This is a genomic window from Streptomyces aurantiacus JA 4570 (genome assembly GCF_000414115.1).
GTDB lineage: Bacteria > Actinomycetota > Actinomycetes > Streptomycetales > Streptomycetaceae > Streptomyces > Streptomyces aurantiacus_A.
The window spans coordinates 1-17,285 of record NZ_AOPZ01000445.1; the positions used below are offsets into that span (position 1 = coordinate 1).

At 72.4% G+C, this 17,285-nt stretch carries 11 protein-coding genes, 1 other RNA gene and 3 pseudogenes; 3 read left to right on the forward strand and 12 right to left on the reverse strand.

The window, feature by feature from the left end; all coding sequences use genetic code 11:
- Together STRAU_RS43190 and STRAU_RS33925 are read right to left on the reverse strand one after the other, a co-directional pair.
- A partial coding sequence (locus tag STRAU_RS43190) for a hypothetical protein (protein WP_203227502.1) occupies positions 1 to 648 on the reverse strand: 648 nt, incomplete at its 3' end.
- A gap of 158 nt (positions 649 to 806) precedes the next feature.
- Complete coding sequence (locus STRAU_RS33925; RefSeq protein ID WP_016644941.1) at positions 807 to 1,829, reverse strand: LysR family transcriptional regulator; 1,023 nt, start codon at positions 1,827 to 1,829, stop codon at positions 807 to 809.
- Positions 1,830 to 1,912: 83 nt separating this feature from the next.
- On the opposite strand from STRAU_RS33925, the gene STRAU_RS33930 reads away from it, so the two are divergent.
- Positions 1,913 to 3,223: an MFS transporter gene (locus STRAU_RS33930; protein WP_078621696.1), complete on the forward strand. Its 1,311-nt coding sequence runs from the start codon at positions 1,913 to 1,915 to the stop codon at positions 3,221 to 3,223.
- Here the strand turns inward: STRAU_RS33930 and dacB are convergent.
- From dacB to ftsE, 6 genes are all read right to left on the reverse strand, one after another.
- Positions 3,147 to 4,748, reverse strand: coding sequence for a D-alanyl-D-alanine carboxypeptidase/D-alanyl-D-alanine endopeptidase (gene dacB, locus STRAU_RS33935; RefSeq protein WP_037663719.1), 1,602 nt, complete (start codon positions 4,746 to 4,748; stop codon positions 3,147 to 3,149). The two genes, STRAU_RS33930 and dacB, sit on opposite strands and share 77 nt — an antisense overlap.
- A 177-nt stretch (positions 4,749 to 4,925) precedes the next feature.
- Positions 4,926 to 5,296: a transfer-messenger RNA gene (gene ssrA, locus STRAU_RS39690) on the reverse strand.
- Positions 5,297 to 5,400: 104 nt separating this feature from the next.
- The gene (gene smpB, locus STRAU_RS33940) at positions 5,401 to 5,922 is read right to left on the reverse strand and encodes an SsrA-binding protein SmpB (protein WP_016644943.1); all 522 of its coding nucleotides are present in this window, start codon (positions 5,920 to 5,922) and stop codon (positions 5,401 to 5,403) included.
- Between the two features lie 18 nt (positions 5,923 to 5,940).
- The gene (locus STRAU_RS33945) at positions 5,941 to 7,125 is read right to left on the reverse strand and encodes a S41 family peptidase (protein ID WP_078621697.1); all 1,185 of its coding nucleotides are present in this window, start codon (positions 7,123 to 7,125) and stop codon (positions 5,941 to 5,943) included.
- Between the two features lie 98 nt (positions 7,126 to 7,223).
- A complete protein-coding gene (gene ftsX / locus STRAU_RS33950) occupies positions 7,224 to 8,141 on the reverse strand; it encodes a permease-like cell division protein FtsX (protein WP_016644945.1) in 918 nt (305 codons plus the stop codon).
- A gap of 85 nt (positions 8,142 to 8,226) precedes the next feature.
- Positions 8,227 to 8,916: a cell division ATP-binding protein FtsE gene (gene ftsE, locus STRAU_RS33955; RefSeq protein WP_016644946.1), complete on the reverse strand. Its 690-nt coding sequence runs from the start codon at positions 8,914 to 8,916 to the stop codon at positions 8,227 to 8,229.
- Between the two features lie 230 nt (positions 8,917 to 9,146).
- Between ftsE and STRAU_RS33960 the strand changes: the two genes are divergently transcribed.
- A complete protein-coding gene (locus STRAU_RS33960; RefSeq protein ID WP_037663720.1) occupies positions 9,147 to 9,338 on the forward strand; it encodes a hypothetical protein in 192 nt (63 codons plus the stop codon).
- Between the two features lie 142 nt (positions 9,339 to 9,480).
- On the opposite strand, the pseudogene STRAU_RS33965 reads toward STRAU_RS33960, so the two are convergent.
- The 4 genes and pseudogenes from STRAU_RS33965 to STRAU_RS33985 form a co-directional block, all read right to left on the reverse strand.
- A pseudogene (locus tag STRAU_RS33965) lies at positions 9,481 to 10,156 on the reverse strand (hypothetical protein).
- Positions 10,157 to 10,483: 327 nt separating this feature from the next.
- Positions 10,484 to 11,604: pseudogene (gene prfB, locus STRAU_RS33970) on the reverse strand (peptide chain release factor 2).
- A 167-nt stretch (positions 11,605 to 11,771) separates the two neighbouring features.
- Positions 11,772 to 13,007, reverse strand: coding sequence for a serine/threonine-protein kinase (locus tag STRAU_RS33980; RefSeq protein WP_016644951.1), 1,236 nt, complete (start codon positions 13,005 to 13,007; stop codon positions 11,772 to 11,774).
- 138 nt (positions 13,008 to 13,145) lie between these two features.
- Positions 13,146 to 14,768 (reverse strand): serine/threonine-protein kinase, encoded by a 1,623-nt coding sequence (locus STRAU_RS33985; RefSeq protein WP_016644952.1) that lies wholly within the window; start codon positions 14,766 to 14,768, stop codon positions 13,146 to 13,148.
- A gap of 545 nt (positions 14,769 to 15,313) precedes the next feature.
- On the opposite strand from STRAU_RS33985, the pseudogene STRAU_RS45000 reads away from it, so the two are divergent.
- A pseudogene (locus STRAU_RS45000) lies at positions 15,314 to 16,192 on the forward strand (FHA domain-containing protein); the annotation flags it as partial.
- Positions 16,193 to 17,285: the final 1,093 nt, after the last annotated feature.

Here is a 17,285-nt window from a genome sequence, read left to right on the forward strand (position 1 = left end):
CCGCTCGGCGCCCTGGGCCGAACCCCGGTCCCGGGCCCGGCCCGGCGAACCGCTGCGCCCGCTGCCCGCGTCGTCACCTCCGGAGGAGGCGGCGCGCCCGGACTCGTCGGCCGCCGCCGCTGTCGTACCCCCGCCGGTCGCGGAGGCGCCGGACGTCGGCGCCGCCCCGGACGAGGGCGCCGACGAGGACGGCGACCTGGGCGAGACCGCAGGCTCCGCCGGGGCTCCCGGGGTGTCGACCTTGCTCGCGGGCGGCTCGTCCTTGGGGGCGGGCACCGGCAGCCAGGGCGCGCTGGAGTTCCCCGAGGCGAGCGTGGCCACGATGACCGCCGCGTACACCGCGCAGAAGAGGCCGACGGCCCCGCCGATGCGGCGATACCGCCTGCTGCGGCGGCCCGTCTCGTCCACGAACACCGGCTTGTCGGCCAGATCTTGGGTGTCTTGAATTCCCTGTTGAATGCGGGTTCCGTCGGCCGCGCCACCCGCTTCGCCCGCCAAGTGCCGCCCCAGACCGTCGATCTGGACGGTGACCTCATTCGGGTCGTGCGTCGGCGCGGACGGACCGCCCGCGCGCCCCGGCAGTGCGCCGCCGGTCTCCGAGAGGCCCGGCGTATTCCCTGGCAGATCGTCTTCTCGCCACTTCTCCATGCGTACGCGAACCCCCCACGTGCAGCTGAATCGGGCGCGTACGACTCCCCGGGCACTCGTCGTCCGGACCGGGCCCCCACCCGATCCGAGCGCCCCCCTTACCACACCGCGCCCGGAATCCGAACGTAGCGCACGCCACCGACAACCGAGGGTTCAAGTCAGTCCTGACTCATCATGATGAGTGCATCCGTGGCCGGAATCCATGCGTCCGCCGGGCGGGTCAGCCACCCTTCGGCCGCCGCGAGTTCGGCCGCGGCCCGGCGCAGGGCGTCGAGCCCGGGGTGGCGCAGGCCGCGGCGCCACACCAGCGACACCGGGGACAGCGGTACGGGGTCGACGAGCGGGCGGAGCACGGCGCCCGGCAGCTCGGGGAAGCCGACGACGGCGAGGACGGGGTTGCGGTGCTTCGCCATGATCCGCGCGAACTCCTCGGGGCCGACGGCGAGCGGCGCGGGCGGCGCGACCTCGATGCCGCGGCCCTCGAAGAGGCGGCGGGCGAGATCGGTCCACTCCGGGGTGCGCTCGTTGCCCGCGCCCGCGTAGACGCTCGTCCCCGCGAGCCGGCCGAGCGGCACCTCGTCGAGCTCCGCCAGCGGGTGGCCGGTCGGCAGCAGCACCGCCATCGGCTCGTACCGCACCGGCTGCTGGGCGAGCCCCGCGCGCACGGCCGCGGGCAGCCCCGCGTACCGGCCGAACGACGCGTGCAGGCGCCCGGCCGCGATCTCGGCGGCGGCGCCGGTCAGTCCGCTCTCGAAGCGGGCCATCAGCTCGCACTGCGGGGCCAGTTGCCGGGCCCGGTCGAGGATCCGGCCGAAGACCAGGCCCGGGCTGTTGAGGTCGACGAGCAGCGGCCGGGCGGCGGCCGCCGTGCCCCCGCGCGCGAAGGCGGCCGCCAGCTCGTCGTGCGCCGCGAGGACGCGCCGCGCGTACGGAAGCAGCCGCTCGCCGTCGGCCGTCAGTGTCACCTGCCGCGTCGACCGCGCGAACAGGCCGGCCCCCAGCTCCCGTTCGAGCCGCCGCACATCGCGGCTCAGCGCCTGCTGGGCGACGTACAGCCGGGCGGCGGCACGGGTGAAGTGCAGTTCCTCGGCGACGGCGAGGAACGAGCGCAGGAGGCGGGGGTCCACGTCACGGCGTGCGTACGGCTCCCCACCGGGGGACGTGCGGGGCTCTCCGGTCATCCCGCGAACTTACAACGCAGGTGCGTGAATCGGCACCCAGAAGGTGTTGGACCGCCACCGGCCCGCGCGGTGAGCCTGGAGTCATGCCCCAAGCCCCCGCCGACCCCGCCGCCCCACCCGCTGCCCCGCCCACCAGCGATTCCGCGCGCGCCCACACCCGCAACCCCTACGCCCGCCTCTTCGCGATACCCGGCGCCGCGGCCTTCACCGTCGGCAACCTCATCGCCCGCCTCCCCATGGGCATGTTCAGCGTCAGCGCGGTGATCATGATCGCCGGTGCCCGTGACTCGTACGCGCTCGCGGGCGCCGTCACCGCCACCGGGCTCGCCGCGACCGCCGTCGTGGCGCCCTGGACGGCCCGTCTCGTCGACCGGCACGGGCAGGCGCGCGTCGCCGTGCCCGCCACGGCCCTGGCGGTGCTGGGCTCGCTGTCGCTGCTGCTGTGCGTCCGCTTCGGGGCGCCGGACTGGACCCTGTTCGCCTCGTACGCCGCCACGGCCACCACCCCGAACATCGGCGGGATGTCGCGGGCCCGCTGGTCGCACCTGCTGAAAGGCCGGCCGGACGCGCTGCACACCGCCAACTCCTTCGAGCAGGCGGCGGACGAACTGTGCTTCATGCTCGGCCCGGTGCTCGCGGCATTCCTGTGCGGGTCGCTGTTCCCGCAGGCGGGCACCCTGGTGGGGGCCGTCCTGCTGCTGACCGGCGTGCTGCTGTTCGCCGCCCAGCGCGCGACCGAGCCCCCGCCCCAGCGGCGTACGAGCGGCTCTCCTAAGGCGAAATCGCCTCTCCGCGCGCGTGGGATGCCCGCTCTGCTGGTCGTCTTCCTCGCGACCGGCGCCGTCTTCGGTTCGCTGGAGGTCGCGACCCTCGCGTACGCGGACGCGCAGGGGCACAAGGCGGCCGGGGGCGTGATCCTCGCGCTGCAGGCCGCGGGGTCGTGCGCGGCGGGCCTGGTCTACGGAGCCCTGCGGCCGAGCGGTCCCCTGGACCGCCGCCACCTGTGGTGCGGGGCGGCGATGGCGGCCCTGATGACGCTGCCGCTGCTCGCGGTGGCGGCGACCGGGTCGCTGGTGGTGCTCGCGGGGGCGCTGCTCGTGGCCGGGATGGCGACCGCCCCGACGATGGTCACCGGCATGACGCTGGTGCAGCGGTACGCCCCCGAGGGGCAGTTGAACGAGGCCATGACCCTCGCCGTGACCGGCCTCCTCGGGGGCATCGCGTGCGGCGCGGCGGGCGGCGGCTGGGCGGTGGAGCATCTCGGCTCCACCGCCGGCTACACCGTGCCCGTGGCCGCCGCCCTGTGCGCGCTGCTGCTCAGCACCGCGCGGGCTTGCGCCACGAGCACTCGAGCTCGCCGCCCTGCCCGGACCCGCGCTCCGCACGGGGCCTGACCAGTACGGCCTTGTCCTCGTCGGACTTCGCGAGGGTGACCACGATGGCGTCCTCCAGTGCCTTCACCGAGGAGGGCAGGTAGTTGTTGAGGACGATGCTGAAGACGAGTTCGCGGCCGCCCGCGTCGGTCACGTACCCCGAAAGGGCGGACGCGCCGGTCAGCGACCCGGTCTTCGCGTGCACGTTGAGCGCCGCCGGCGTCCCGCACATCCGCGAGCGCAGCGTGCCGCCGTCGAGCTTGTCCGGGTCGCACGCCACCGGCAGCGACCGGTACCAGTCGGCGAACCACGGCTCGCCCTTGGCCGAGCGCAGCAGCTTGATGAACTGGTCGGCGGCGACGTTGTTCTTGCGCGAGAGCCCGGAACCGTCGACGTGCCGCAGCTTGCCCGGGTCGACCCCGGCCGTCTTCAGATAGCCGCCGATCGCCGCGATGCCGTCGCCCCAACTCCCGGGCCTTCCGGTGGCCTTGTACCCCATGGCCTTCGTCAGGGACTCGGCGTGCATGTTGTTGGACAGCTTCATGAACGGGATCAGCAGGTCCCTGAGCTTCATGGAGGCGTGCGAGGCCAGCTCGCGCGCCCCCTTGGGGGTCGGAATCCCGGCCCTGGTGGGCCCGCCGACCTTCACCCCGTGGGCGGCCAGCGCGTCCCGGAAGATCGCGGCGGCGTACCGGGTCGGCTCCCAGACGGTGATCCACTCCTTGGTGGTGCTGCCGCCGACGGGCACCGTGCCGGTGACGGTGATGGTGTTCTTGCCGTGCTGCCGCTCCACGGCGATGGTGTCCGCGCCGCCCGCGGCGACCGTCGTGGCCCGCAGATCGATGTCTACGTAGTCGGTCTTCGGCGTCACGGTGACCTTCGGCCTGTCCCCCGCGGTGGCCCCCGGCGCCACCGCGACGACGACCGTCCCGGTGTCGTAGTCGGTGTCGGGCGCGACGCTCAGCGCGGAGATCTGCGCGGCGTAGTACGCGGACTCGTCGTCGGCGCCCCAGGTGTCACCCTGGCGCCGGTCGTCGAACCGGGTGTCGTCGGCCACGAGCCGCCCCGAGACCCGCTTGATGCCCTCGGCGGCGACCTTCTCGGCGAGCCGGTCGTAGTCCTTGGCGAGCGTCGTCGGGTCGCCGGTGCCGCGCAGATACAGGTCGCCCTTGAGCACGGTCCCGTGCCGCTCGCCGTGGGCGAGCACGTCGGTGGTGAAGCGGTGCTCCGGGCCGAGCAGCTCCAGGGCGGCGGCCGAGGTCAGCATCTTGGTGTTGGAGGCGGGCATCAGGCGCCCGCTGGGCAGGTGCTGGTAGAGGGTCTCGCCGGTCGCGGCGTCGGCGACCACGACGCTCGCGGCGCCGCCCTCCATCCGGGGGTCGCCAAGGATGGTGTCGATGGCTTCGGGCAGCCCGCTCCGGTCGGAATCCGCCCCGGCGGGAGCGCTGAGGGAGCTGAAAGAGAAGGTGGCCACGGCGAGGCCGAGCACGGCGGGCCAGATCCAGTGGCGCATACGGTGGTTGACGCGTCTCACGGGTCTACTCATGACCCTGGAGCATCCCGGAAGACGGCCGCGCGCGACAGTAGGCGGCTCCGTACGGCCTGCCCGAGCCCGCGCTAGGGGGTGCGGGTGGCGGAGCCCCCGCCACGCGCGGCGCAGCCGCGCAAAACGACGAAGGCGACGCGGCCCGCGCTGTCCGCGGGCACACGTCGCCTGTCGACTTCGTGGAGATGGCGGGAATCGAACCCGCGTCCAACGGTGCGGAATCAGGGCTTCTCCGTGTGCAGTTCGCTGTGATTTTCTCGGCCCCGGTGATCTCGCGAACAAGTCTCCGACGGGCCCAGTCACTGTTTGATTTCCTTCCAGACCCCGTGACCGGGTCTAGAAGTTTAGTTCCCTAGCTGATGCCAGGATCCGGGTCGGGAACAGCCCCGGGCTGACACTTCGCAAAGTCGCTACTTAGGCAGCGAGGGCGAAGGAATCGCGCTTGGTGTTGGCGATTATTTGTTGCGACATATGGTTTACGAGATCATTGCCGCTTCCTCGACACGCTTCCCCTGCTTCGACATCCGCTGTCGAAACCGATCATCCCCATGTTGATTTTTCAAACCCTCCGAGGAGGGGCCGCCCCGTCACCTGCGGGGCGTGAACCATCGTACGTGACCAACGTACGACCGTGCCAGCGTATTCCCGGCGGCTAGCCGATCCCCTGCCGGCGCCGGACCGCCGAGATCGCCCGGTTCGTCTCCCGGGTGTCCTGCTTCTCGCGCAGCGTCTGCCGCTTGTCGTACTCCTTCTTGCCCTTGGCCAGCGCGATCTCGACCTTCACGCGGCTGTCCTTGAAGTACAGGGCGAGGGGCACGATCGTGTGACCCGTCTCCTGGGACTTCGACTCCAGCTTGTCGATCTCGGCCCGGTGCAGCAGGAGCTTGCGCTTCCGCGTGGCCGAGTGGTTGGTCCAGGTGCCCTGCACGTACTCGGGGACGTGGATGTTGTGCAGCCACGCCTCGCCGTGGTCGATGTGCACGAAGCCGTCCACCAGGGAGGCCCGGCCAAGGCGCAGCGACTTGACCTCGGTGCCCATCAGCACCAGGCCGCACTCGTAGGTGTCCAGGATGTGGTAGTCGTGCCGCGCCTTCTTGTTCTGCGCGACCATCTTGCGGGCGGGGGCCTTCTCGTTGGCCTTGGCGGCCTTGCGTTTTACCTTTTCCTTCGCCATAGTCAGGCCATTTTCGCACTACGAGGGGGGCCCGAGGCCAGTCAATACTGTCTCGGCCCGCTCCTGGGCGCCGTCCTCGACCTCCAGGTCCGGGATGATGCCCCGGCCGTCGACCGCCTTCCCCGAAGGGGTGCGGTAGTGCCCGACGGTCAGCTCGGCGACGGAGCCGTCGGGCAGCTTGCTCGGCATCTGCACCGAGCCCTTGCCGAACGTCCTGGAGCCCACGACGACCGCGCGGCCGCGGTCCTGGAGGGCCCCGGTGAGCAGCTCGGCCGCGCTCATCGTGCCGCCGTCGACGAGCGCGACCACGGGTCTGGTGGTGTCGCCGCCCTGCTGGGCGTGCAGGGCGCGCTGCTCGCCTCGTACGTCGTACGTCGCCACGAGGCCGCCGTCCAGGATGGCGGAGGAGGCCGTGGTGGCCTCGGAGACCAGGCCGCCGGAGTTGCCGCGCAGGTCGAGGAGGACGCCGGCGCCCTTGGGGGCGCGGCGCACCGCGTCCCGCACGGCCTCGCCGGAGCCCTTCGTGAACGCCGCGACCTTGATCATCACGGCGCCGTCGCGGAGCCGGGTGACGGTCACGGAGTCCGTGGACAGGCGGGCGCGGCGCAGGGTCTCGGTCCACGCGCGCGTGCCGCGCTGCAGGCCGAGGGTGACCGGGGTGTTCGCGCGGTCGCCGCGCAGCAGGGCCACGACGTCCGTGACGGGGCGTCCGGTGGCCTTCTTGCCGTCGATGGCGGTGAGCCTGTCGCCCTCGCGGATGCCCGCGCGGTCGGCGGGCCCGCCGCGCTGCACCCGGGACACCTCGATCCTGCCGTCGGCGGCGCGCCGGGCCCACAGGCCGACTCCGGTGTAGGCGCCGTCCAGGGACTGCTCGAACTCGCGGTACTCCCCCTGGGAGTAGACCGAGGCCCAGCGGTCGCCGCTGCGGCTGACGACGTCCTCGGCGGCCTCCTTGCCGGACTTGCCGTCGGCCATCGCCTCGGCGGCGGCGTCGGCGGCCTCCTCGGCGGGGTCCCGCTCGCGACCGCTGTCCCGGGAGGAGGCGACGGCGCGCGTGGGCGGGGCCGGATTCCGGCCTTCTGCCGGCTCCTCGTTCCAGGAGCCGGTGGCCGCACCGGTGGCGAGGACGCTCGCGAACACCAATGTCAGGGCGGCCCCGCGGCGGATGCGGCGGGGCTCGGCGAGCCATGGGGGGCCTGACATGTCGGTGAGTCTAGGACAACGAGGGGCGCCGCACGGCCCGTTGACCGCACGGCGCCCGAGGCACTCCTCACACCCCCCGGACCGGGATGCTCCCCGCCTCACACCTTCAGGTACTTGCGCAGGGCGAAGAACGCTGCCAGCGCGGGCATGAGCAGGCCGATGGCGAGCACGAGCGGCAGCTTGGCAAGCACCGCGTCCCAGCCGATGAAGTTGATCAGATTGAGCTTCTCGGACAGCTGCAGGCCGTGGTCGATGATGAAGTACCGGCCGAGGAGCAGGAATCCGCACGCGAGCCCGCCGCCGATCAGGCCGGCGACGGCCGCCTCCAGGATGAACGGCATCTGGATGTAGAAGCTGGACGCGCCGACCAGACGCATGATCCCGGTTTCACGTCGACGGCTGAACGCCGATACGCGCACCGTGTTGACGATCAGCATCAGCGCGACGACGAGCATGAGCGCCATCACCGCGAGCGCCGCCCAGTTCATGCCGTTGAGGAGCTCGAAGAGGTTGTCCAGGACGCCCTTCTGGTCCTCGACGGACTGCACGCCGTCCCGCCCGGAGAAGGCGGTCGCGACCACCTGGTACTTCTCCGGGTCCTTCAGTTTGATGCGGTACGACTCCTGCATCTGGTCCGGCGTCAGCGAGCTGGACAGCGGCGAGTCGCCGAACTGTTCCTTGTAGTGCTTGTACGCCTGGTCGGCCGTCTCGTGCTGGACGGTGTCGACGACCGGCATCTTCTTCAGATCGGTGAGGATCTGGTCCTTCTGCTCGTTCGTGACGGCGCCCTTGGCGCACTTGGGGTCCTGCTCGGCGTCCGCCTTGTTGCACAGGAAGATCGAGACGTTGACCTTGTCGTACCAGTAGCCCTTCATCGTGCTCACCTGGTCGCGCATGAGCAGCGAGCCGCCGAAGAGGGCGAGCGAGAGCGCTACGGAGACGACGACCGCGAAGGTCATCGTGAGATTGCGGCGGAGACCGACGCCGATCTCCGACAGGACGAACTGGGCGCGCATGGCGGCCTTTCAGTGGATCAGGTGGAGCGGAGGGTGCGGGCACGGAAGCGGACACCGGCGGCCATGGCAGGCGCCGGCGGCCGGGTCAGTGCTGGTAGCCGTAGACACCGCGGGACTGGTCGCGGACCAGACGGCCCTTCTCCAGCTCGATGACGCGCTTGCGCATCTGGTCCACGATCTGCTGGTCGTGGGTGGCCATCACGACGGTGGTGCCGGTGCGGTTGATGCGGTCGAGCAGCTTCATGATGCCGACCGAGGTCTGCGGGTCGAGGTTGCCCGTCGGCTCGTCGGCGATCAGCAGCTTCGGCCGGTTGACGAAGGCGCGGGCGATGGCCACGCGCTGCTGCTCACCGCCGGACAGCTCGCCGGGCATCCGGTCCTCCTTGCCGCCGAGGCCGACGAGGTCGAGGACCTGGGGCACGGACTTGCGGATCTCGCCGCGCGACTTGCCGATGACCTCCTGAGCGAAGGCCACGTTCTCGGCGACGGTCTTGTTCGGCAGGAGACGGAAGTCCTGGAAGACGGTGCCGAGCTGGCGCCGCATGTGCGGCACCTTCCAGTTGGAGAGCCGGGCCAGGTCCTTGCCCAGGACGTGCACCTGGCCGTGGCTGGTGCGCTCCTCGCGGAGGATCAGCCGCAGGAAGGTGGACTTTCCGGAGCCGGATGACCCCACCAGGAAGACGAACTCGCCCTTCTCGATCTCCAGCGACACGTCGCGGAGGGCGGGGCGGTTCTGCTTCGGATAGGCCTTGGAGACGTTGTCGAATCGGATCACGGATGCACCACGGGTAGCCGGGGGTAGGTGAGCGTGACCATACGCGAACCGGGTAGGGCCGCGCAGTCGGCGTCCTGAGTTGCGCGTTTTGTTGCGGATCCGACTCCGCACAAATGGGGTGCCGGACGGCGGCCCGCGCCGAATTCCGTGGAAGCTGGCACAGTGGTAGGGGGAACGGTTGAGGTTCCCCGAGCGTTGGGCAGGCTGAGACTGTGCGGGAGGAGAAGCGCATGACCTATGACAGGTTGGTGTGCGCGAACTGCGCGGCGCCTGTGAGCGAGGGCCGCTGCCCCGTGTGCCGGGCCAACCGGGAGCGGATGCAGCACGAGGGCCCCTTCGGCGGCCTCAGCCCTGCCGCCCTGATAGGGCTGCTGCTGGTGCTGATCGCGGCGATGGCCCTGGTGGCGCACCAGACGGCGTAGCCTCCGGGCAGCGCGTGACAGAACGGTATGCGGAAGGGCCCGGAGCCGATGCGGCTCCGGGCCCTTCTGTGCTGCTCGTGCGCGGCTCGCTACGTCGCGTACGTCGCCGTGACGCTACGTAGCGTGCCGGGTGACCGTCGGGTCAGGCCGCCGCGCCGCGGTTGCCGACCAGGCGGGGCAGGAAGCGGAAGCCGACGCCACCGGCGATCATGGTGGCGGCACCGATGATCAGGAAGGTGGTCTCGGCGGCACCCGTCTCGGCGAGCTCGCCGTCGTTCTTGCCGCTGCCGTTGTCGTTGACCTGCTCGACCGGCTTGCTGCCGGTGTCGGTCAGGCTGTCCTTGCCGCCCTGCTCGGCCGGGCCGGAGCCGCCGTCGGGGTCGGTGTCGTTGCCGCCGGTGCCGCCGCCGCCCGTGCCGTTGTTGTTGTCGTCACCCGGGTCGGAGGGCTGGTCCGTGGGCTGGGTGGGCGGGTCCGTGGGCTCCGTCGGCGGGTCCGTCGGGCTCCGTCGGCGGGTCCGTCGGCTCCGTGGGCGGGTCGGTGGGCTCGGTGGGCGGGTCCGTCGGCTCGGTCGGCTCGTCGGTCGGCTCCGGAGGGTTGGTGGGCTCCTCCGGGTCGTCGGTCTCGTCGTCGCCACCCGGCAGGTCGACGTCGACGCCGATGCCGTTCTCGTCGGCGGAGGCGCTCGCGCCGGTCCCGCCGAGGTCGACGCCGACGTCCAGGGCCGAGGCGGCGCCGGCGGCGGTCAGCGAGGCGCCGGCGGCGATCACCGCGCCGGCGGCTATCCGCGCGATGCGGATCCGCGTCTTCTTCGTCATCTGGCTGCTACCCCCAGTAGCTGAATCGTCAGTGAGGCAGCGCCTCGGATCGCGGGTCACGGGGCGGCTCGCGATCGGCCCCCCGGATCACACGCGCCTCAGAGATACGCATGCCGCCCGCTAGCCTTTCCAGTTTTCAAAGCACCGTCAAGGTCGTTGCGGGCGCGATGCCCGTTATGGGGACAGTTGACCGGCGTACGGACATGTGACTGTGACGTAAAAGGCGCAAGAAGCCCACAGGAGGCCCCGGGAAGCCCATAAACAAAGGCAACTGCCGCCCGGAGGGTGGCAGTTGCCTCGTTCAGCTTTGTCGACTTAGCGCCGAAATTACTTCTCCTGCTGCTTGCGCCAGCGAATTCCGGCCTCAAGGAAGCCGTCGATCTCGCCGTTGAACACGGCCTCGGGATTACCGACTTCGAACTCCGTGCGCAGGTCCTTCACCATTTGGTACGGGTGCAGGACGTACGAACGCATCTGGTTGCCCCAGGAGTTGCCGCCGTCACCCTTGAGGGCGTTCATCTTCGCCTGCTCCTCCTGGCGGCGGCGCTCGAGGAGCTTCGCCTGGAGGACGTTCATCGCGGTCGCCTTGTTCTGGATCTGCGAGCGCTCGTTCTGACAGGAGACGACGATGCCGGTGGGCAGGTGGGTCAGGCGGACCGCGGAGTCCGTCGTGTTCACGCCCTGGCCGCCGGGGCCCGAGGAGCGGTACACGTCGACGCGGAGCTCGCTCTCGTCGATCTCGATGTGGTCGGTCTGCTCGACGACGGGGAGGATCTCGACGCCCGCGAAGGACGTCTGACGGCGGCCCTGGTTGTCGAACGGCGAGATGCGCACGAGGCGGTGCGTGCCCTGCTCCACGGAGAGCGTGCCGTACGAATACGGGGCCTGGACGGCGAAGGTGGTCGACTTGATGCCGGCCTCTTCCGCGTACGACGTCTCGTACAGCTCGGTCTTGTAGCCGTGGCGCTCGGCCCAGCGCAGATACATCCGCTGGAGCTTCTCGGCGAAGTCGGAGGCGTCGACGCCGCCGGCCTCGGCGCGGATCGTGACGACGGCCTCACGCGCGTCGTACTCCCCGGAGAGGAGGGTGCGGACCTCCATCTCGTCCAGTGCCTTCTTGACCGCGGTGAGCTCCGACTCGGCCTCCGCGACTCGGCCTCCGCGCGGGTGTCCGAGTCGTCCTCCTCCTCGGCCATCTCGAAGAGCACGCCCAGATCGTCGATCCGCCCGCGCAGCGCCTCGGCCTTCCTCACCTCCGCCTGGAGGTGACTCAGCTTGCTGGTGATCTTCTGCGCTTCGTCCGGGTCGTCCCAGAGGGACGGCGCTGCCGCCTGCTCCTCGAGCACGGCGATGTCTGCCCTCAGCTTGTCGAGGTCCAGGACGGCCTCGATCGACTCCATGGTCGAGGAGAGGGACTTGAGCTCTTCGGATACATCGACGACTGCCACGACTCCAGCGTAACCGCTGCGGCAAGGGGTCTTTCCCCGGTGCCGTGGGCTCTCCTCGCCGGCTGGGCTTATGGGGCTGCGCCCCTTTCCCCCCTTTCGGCGCTTCGCGCCTCGTCCTCAAACGCCCTTCGCGCCTCGTCCTCAAACGCCGGACGGGCTGAATCGGCTCACGGCATCGGTGGGGCCGAAGTGCCGGTGTTCGGCTTCGCCGGGTCGGCGTCGTCGCCCGACGTTGCGTACCAGGCGCCCGCTCCCACCGCTGCGGCCAGGACGACCCCCGCCACGCCCAGCGTGATCCTGCGTCGTCGTGCCGAGGCGCGGTGGCGGGCCGAGCCGGGGCGGACGGTGCCTGCCGCGCGCGGGGCCCGTGCCGTTCCCCTGGCGCCCCCGGCCAGCTCGTCGGGGGCGGGCACGCGCATGGAGGTGTGTGTGTCCCGGTTGGCGTCCGCGGGTGTGGCCCCGGGCACGAGGGGGACGGCGCCCCGCCGCGGGGGCTGCTCGCGCGGCTGCGGTGCCGTCTCCTCGTACCCCTCGTCGGGGGCTTCCGCCTCCGGCTCGTCGACGTCCAGCGGCGGCATGCCCGCGAGCAGCGGCAGCTGTTCCCGCAGCCGGGCGGCCAGCTCGGAGGCGCGCAGGCGGGAGGCCGGGGCCTTGGCCAGGCACTGGAGCATGAGCTGCCAGAGCTCGTCCGGGATGCCGGGGAGCGGGACCACCGTCTCCGTGACGTGGCGGCGCAGGACCGCTCCGGGGTGGCCGCCGCCGAACGGCGTGAAGCCCGCGAGCAGCTCGTACAGGACGGTGGCGAGGGCGTAGATGTCGACGGCCGCGCGCGGGGGCAGCCCTTCGATGATCTCGGGGGCCAGATAGTCCGGGGTGCCGATGATCTTCGTCGCGCGGGTGCGGCGCGGCGAGTCGATGAGCTTGGCGACGCCGAAGTCCGTGAGGAGGGCCGGGTGCGAGCCGCCGGGGCCGAGGGGGCCCTGCATGTCGAGGAGGACGTTCTCGGGCTTCACGTCGCGGTGCACGATCCCGGCGGCGTGCGCCGCGGCGAGGGCGTCCGCGACGTCCGCGACGATCGCGACGGCGGCCTCGGGGGCGAGCCGCCGCTCGCGCTCCAGACGGGTACGCAGATCCGTGCCGCGGACGAGATCCATCACGAGCGCGAGGTCGTTGCCGTCGACCACCAGGTCGTGGACGCCCACCACGCGCGCGTGGTCGAGGCTGAGCAGGGCCGTGCGCTCCTGGACGAAGCGGCCGACGAGCTCCTGGTCGGACGCCAAATCCTCGCGCAGCAGCTTGATGGCGACCGGCCCTTCGGGTCCCTCGCCGAGCCACACCGTGCCGGCGCTGCCCCGCCCCAGAATCTGGTGGGCCGTGTACCGGCTGCCGATCTTCCGTCCCAAGACTGCTCCTACGGATGTGTGTTGGCCCAAAACTACGCGGCCAGGGCGCCAACCATCACATCCGCAGGGGAAATCACCCCGCAGGAGTCGACAAATCCACAGAGTCGGCCGGGTGCGGCTCCCGCACCCGGCCGGGCGTCAGTTCCCGCCGACCTTGCCCATCCAGTCGGAGACGGTGTTGTAGACGTCCTTGATCTGCTCCCAGTACCCCTTGGTGGTACCGATCCAGTCCTGGAGCGGGCTCAGCTCCCAGACCAGCCAGCTCGCCACGAACAGGATCACGAGCACGACCAGGCAGCCCTTGAGGCAGCCGAGGCCGGGGATCCGGGTCCGGTTCGGGTTGTCGCGCCGGCGCTGGCGCGGGGCCGGCGGCGTGGGCTGCGGCGGGGCGGGCTGCTGCGGGGGTGCGTACGGCTGGGGGTGCTGCGGCTGCTGGGGCTGCATCTGCCGCTGCGGCTGCACCGGCGGGTGGTACGGCTGCGGCTGGTGCTGCGGGGCGTACGGCTGCGGCTGCTGGGGCTGCTGCGGGCGGGCCACCTGGCGCTGCGGGCGGCGGCGCAGCGGGTCCTGGCTCGGGTCCAGGTACTGCACCTGCGTCTGGTCGTTGCGGTCGCGGGCCGCGCGCATCTGGTTCTGCCAGGGGTGCGGCTCGTCGGGGTTGCCGCCGTGGCCGCCCTGGTTGTGGCCCACCGGCGGCATGACGGCCGTGGGGTCGGCGTTCGGGCCCTGGGGGGCGCCGGTGTTCGGCATGACGCTGGTGGCGGCGTGCGGGTCGTACCCGCCGGCGTTGGTGTTCGGCAGGACCTGGGTGGGGTCGGCCGCGCCCGGGGTGTCGGGCACCGGGGCGGGCGACGGGTCCGGCGCGAGCAGCGCGGCGACGCCCTCGGCGGCGGCGATCTGCGCGGCGTTCGCGTGCACGCCGATGCCGTCGGCCACGGCGCGCAGGCCGCGCGCCAGGTTCTCGGCGCTCGGGCGGCGGTCCGGGTCCTTGCTCAGGCAGCGCTCGATGACCGTCCACAGCGGGTCGGGGACGGTGGAGGGGCGGCGCGGCTCGGCGCTCAGGTGCTGGTGCAGCACTTCGAGGGCGGAGCCCCCGGAGAACGGCGGCCGGCCCGTGACCAGCTCGTACAGCAGGATGCCCGCTCCGTAGATGTCGACGGCGCTCGTCTGCGGGCGGCCCTCGGCGGACTCCGGGGCGACGTACGCGGGCGTGCCGACGAACTCCTGGGTGCGGGTCAGGCCCGGGGAGTCGGCGAGGCGGGCGATGCCGAAGTCCGTGAGCATCGGGTGCATGCCCTCGGCGTCCTGCTTGACCAGGACGTTCGCGGGCTTCAGGTCGCGGTGCACGACGCCGTCGGCGTGGCTCGCGGCCAGCGCGTCGGCGATCTGGGCGGTCAGCAGGGCCGCCGCGGAGGGCGTGAACGGGCCGTTCTCGCGCAGGTACTTGTGCAGGTCCGGACCCTCGATCAGGTCCATCACCAGCGCCAGCAGGTCGCCCTCGACCACCAGGTCGCGGGTGCGCACGATGTTCGGGTGCGTCAGCCTGAGCAGGACGGAGCGCTCCCTCAGGAAGCGCATCACCACGTCCGCGTCGTTGGCGAGCTCCTCCTTGAGGACCTTGATCGCGACGGTCTCGCCGGGCTGGCCGGGGACGGCCGCCTCGGCGCCCGCGGTCTCCCGCTGGCGGGCTCGCCAGACGGTGCCCGTGGCGCCGCGCCCGAGCGGCTCCTCGAGCAGGTACTTGCTGCCTACCGGCCGCACGTCATGCGCTCCCTGCTGATCTGGCTGGTCTGTCCGGTCGCTGGTCCGTGGTCCCAGGGGCCGTGCTGTCGTCGTCCGCTCCGCGGTGCCGACGCCGGCACGGCGTTCCGACCCACTGTAGTGCCGCTGAACGGGGCACAGGCCGACGATCTTCCGCCCACCGGTGGCCGGAACCGGCCCTGGGTGCGGACCTTTGTTCGGAGGGAAGACGCGCGACCAGCGCGGTTGGTTGCCGATGTGCCCGGGGCGGGCCGGAAAACGGACTTTGGTCCTCGCGGACGTTCGCTCTCGGTCGCGCTTTACGGCCCGCCGCGGTCCGCGCGCCTGGCCGCGTCCGCCCACATCGGTCCGAGCAGGCACTTTGCGGGCACTTTTCCGAGCAGAGCCGACCAATCAAGATCACTTACCGGTGGGGGGCGGGCGTGTTGTCAGTGGCAGGTGCGAGGATGCTGTCCGTACTGGCCGACGTGCCCGTGTGCGGTGGGGGGAATCACAGCGCGAGACCCCGTGCCGGGCGCCCAGCGCAGAAGGGACCGCTGACGGCGATGCAGATCCGGCTGACCGTCCTCGGGCCGCGTGGCGGCCAGACCGAGTCGGGGGGACGCCCCGCGGCGGCCTGCGACGTGCTCGTCACCGCCCCCGCCGGAACCGCGCTCGCCGCGGTCGCCTCCGGTCTGGCCGCCGCCGTCTCCGCCGGCGACGGCCCCACCGTGTTGTACGCGCAGTCCGACCGCCTCGACCTCCAGCGCTGCACACTCGGCGAACCGCCCCTGGTCGACGGCGCCGTGCTGTCCGTCGGCACCCCCGCCGAGCCCGGCCCCGAGCTGGCCGACGCCGCCACCCGGCTGCACGTGGTCGCGGGACCCGACGCGGGTGGTGTGCACCTGCTGCACGGCGGTCAGATCCGCGTCGGCCGCTCCGCGCAGGCCGACGTCCCCCTGGACGACCCGGACGTCTCCCGGCTGCACTGCGCCGTCACGCTGGACCCGGACGGCCGCGTCACGGTCGCCGACCTGGGCTCCACGAACGGCACGACGGTGGACGGCCGCGCGGTCACCGACCGCCCCGTCCGCCTCGCCTCCGGCTCCCTCCTGCGCATCGGCGAGTCCGTACTCCGCCTGACCACCGGCACGGCCCCGGAGACCCCCCTGCCGAGCGCTCCCGACGGGGAGGGCCACGTGCGGGTACGGGTCGCCGGGGCGACGGCCACCGAGGATGCCGGGGTGCGGGTGGGGGATTTGCCTGGGCCTCGTGTGGGGGGTGCGGGGGCGGCACGGGCGACGGGGGCTGTGGGTGCGGGTGGTGCCGCGAGTGCGGCGGGGGCCGCAGGTGCGGGGGGTGCTTCCGGTGCTTCCGGTGCATTCGGTACCGCCGGTGCTGCCGGGGGGCCTGAGGTCGAGGTGATTGGTGGGTCTGGCGGGGCCGGTGGGCCTGGGGGGTCCGGTCGGGCCGGTGGGTCGGGGCCCGGTGATCCGGTGGGGTCGGGTGGTCCTGAGGGGTCGGGCGGCCCTGGCGGGCCCGGCGGTCTTGGGGGGCCGAGTGGTCCTCGTGGTCGGGGCGGGGTCGGTGGTTCTGAGGTGCCGGGTGCGCCCGGCGGGCCGGGAGGTCTTGGCGCCGGGGGCGCTGCGGGGGCTCCGGGCGAGCGTGGTGGGTCCGGCGGGCCGGGTATTTCTGGTGCTTCGGGCGGGCCCGGCGGTTCCGGGGCGATGGGCGGCCCTGACGGTTTCGGTGCGCCGGGTGGGGCCAGCGGTTCTGGTGCGGCAGGTGGGCCTGACGGTTCCGGCGCTGCGGGCACCTCGGGTGGACGTGAGGGGGCTCGCAGGCCGGGCCGCGCTGGAGCTTCGGGTGGGCCCGGCGGTCCAGGGGCGCCCGGCGAGCACGGCGGCTTCGGCGCTGGAGGCGCCGCGGGCGGCCATGGTGGGTCTGGTCGGCCTGACGGCCCAGGGGCTCCGGGTGGGCCCGGCAGTCCCGGTGTGCCGGGCGAGGCCGGCGTTGTGGGCTCTTCGGGGCGGCCCGGCAACCCGGGTGGGCCGGGTGCCCCAGGTCGGCAGGGTGGTCCCGTAGGGCCCGGTGCTTCCGGCGGTCCGGGGGCTCACGGCGGTTCCGGCTATGCCCGTGTTGCGGGTGGGCCCGGCCCTGCGGGCGGTTCCGGGGCTTCGGCGCGGGTGTTCCAGCAGCCTCTGGGCAACTCGACTCAGCATGCGTACGGCTCTGCGGGCTGGGGCGCGGCCGGGGGCAGTGGTGTCGGTCCCGAAGGGTCGGCACGCCCGGAAGACCAGGGCGACCAAAGCGTCCAGGGAAGTCAGCGGGGTCAGGGGGGCCCGATCTCTGCGGTGGCCCCGGGTGGCCCGCAAGGCCCCGTGGCCTCGGCGGCTCCGGCGGACCCGGCGGCTCCGGCGACTTCGGCGGCTCCGGGAGCGCTGGAAGCTCCGGGCGCGCCAGGAAGCCCCAGCGGCCCCGCAGGCGCGAGCACCCCGGCAGGCCCGAACGGCCCGACAGCACCGGGAGCACCGGGAG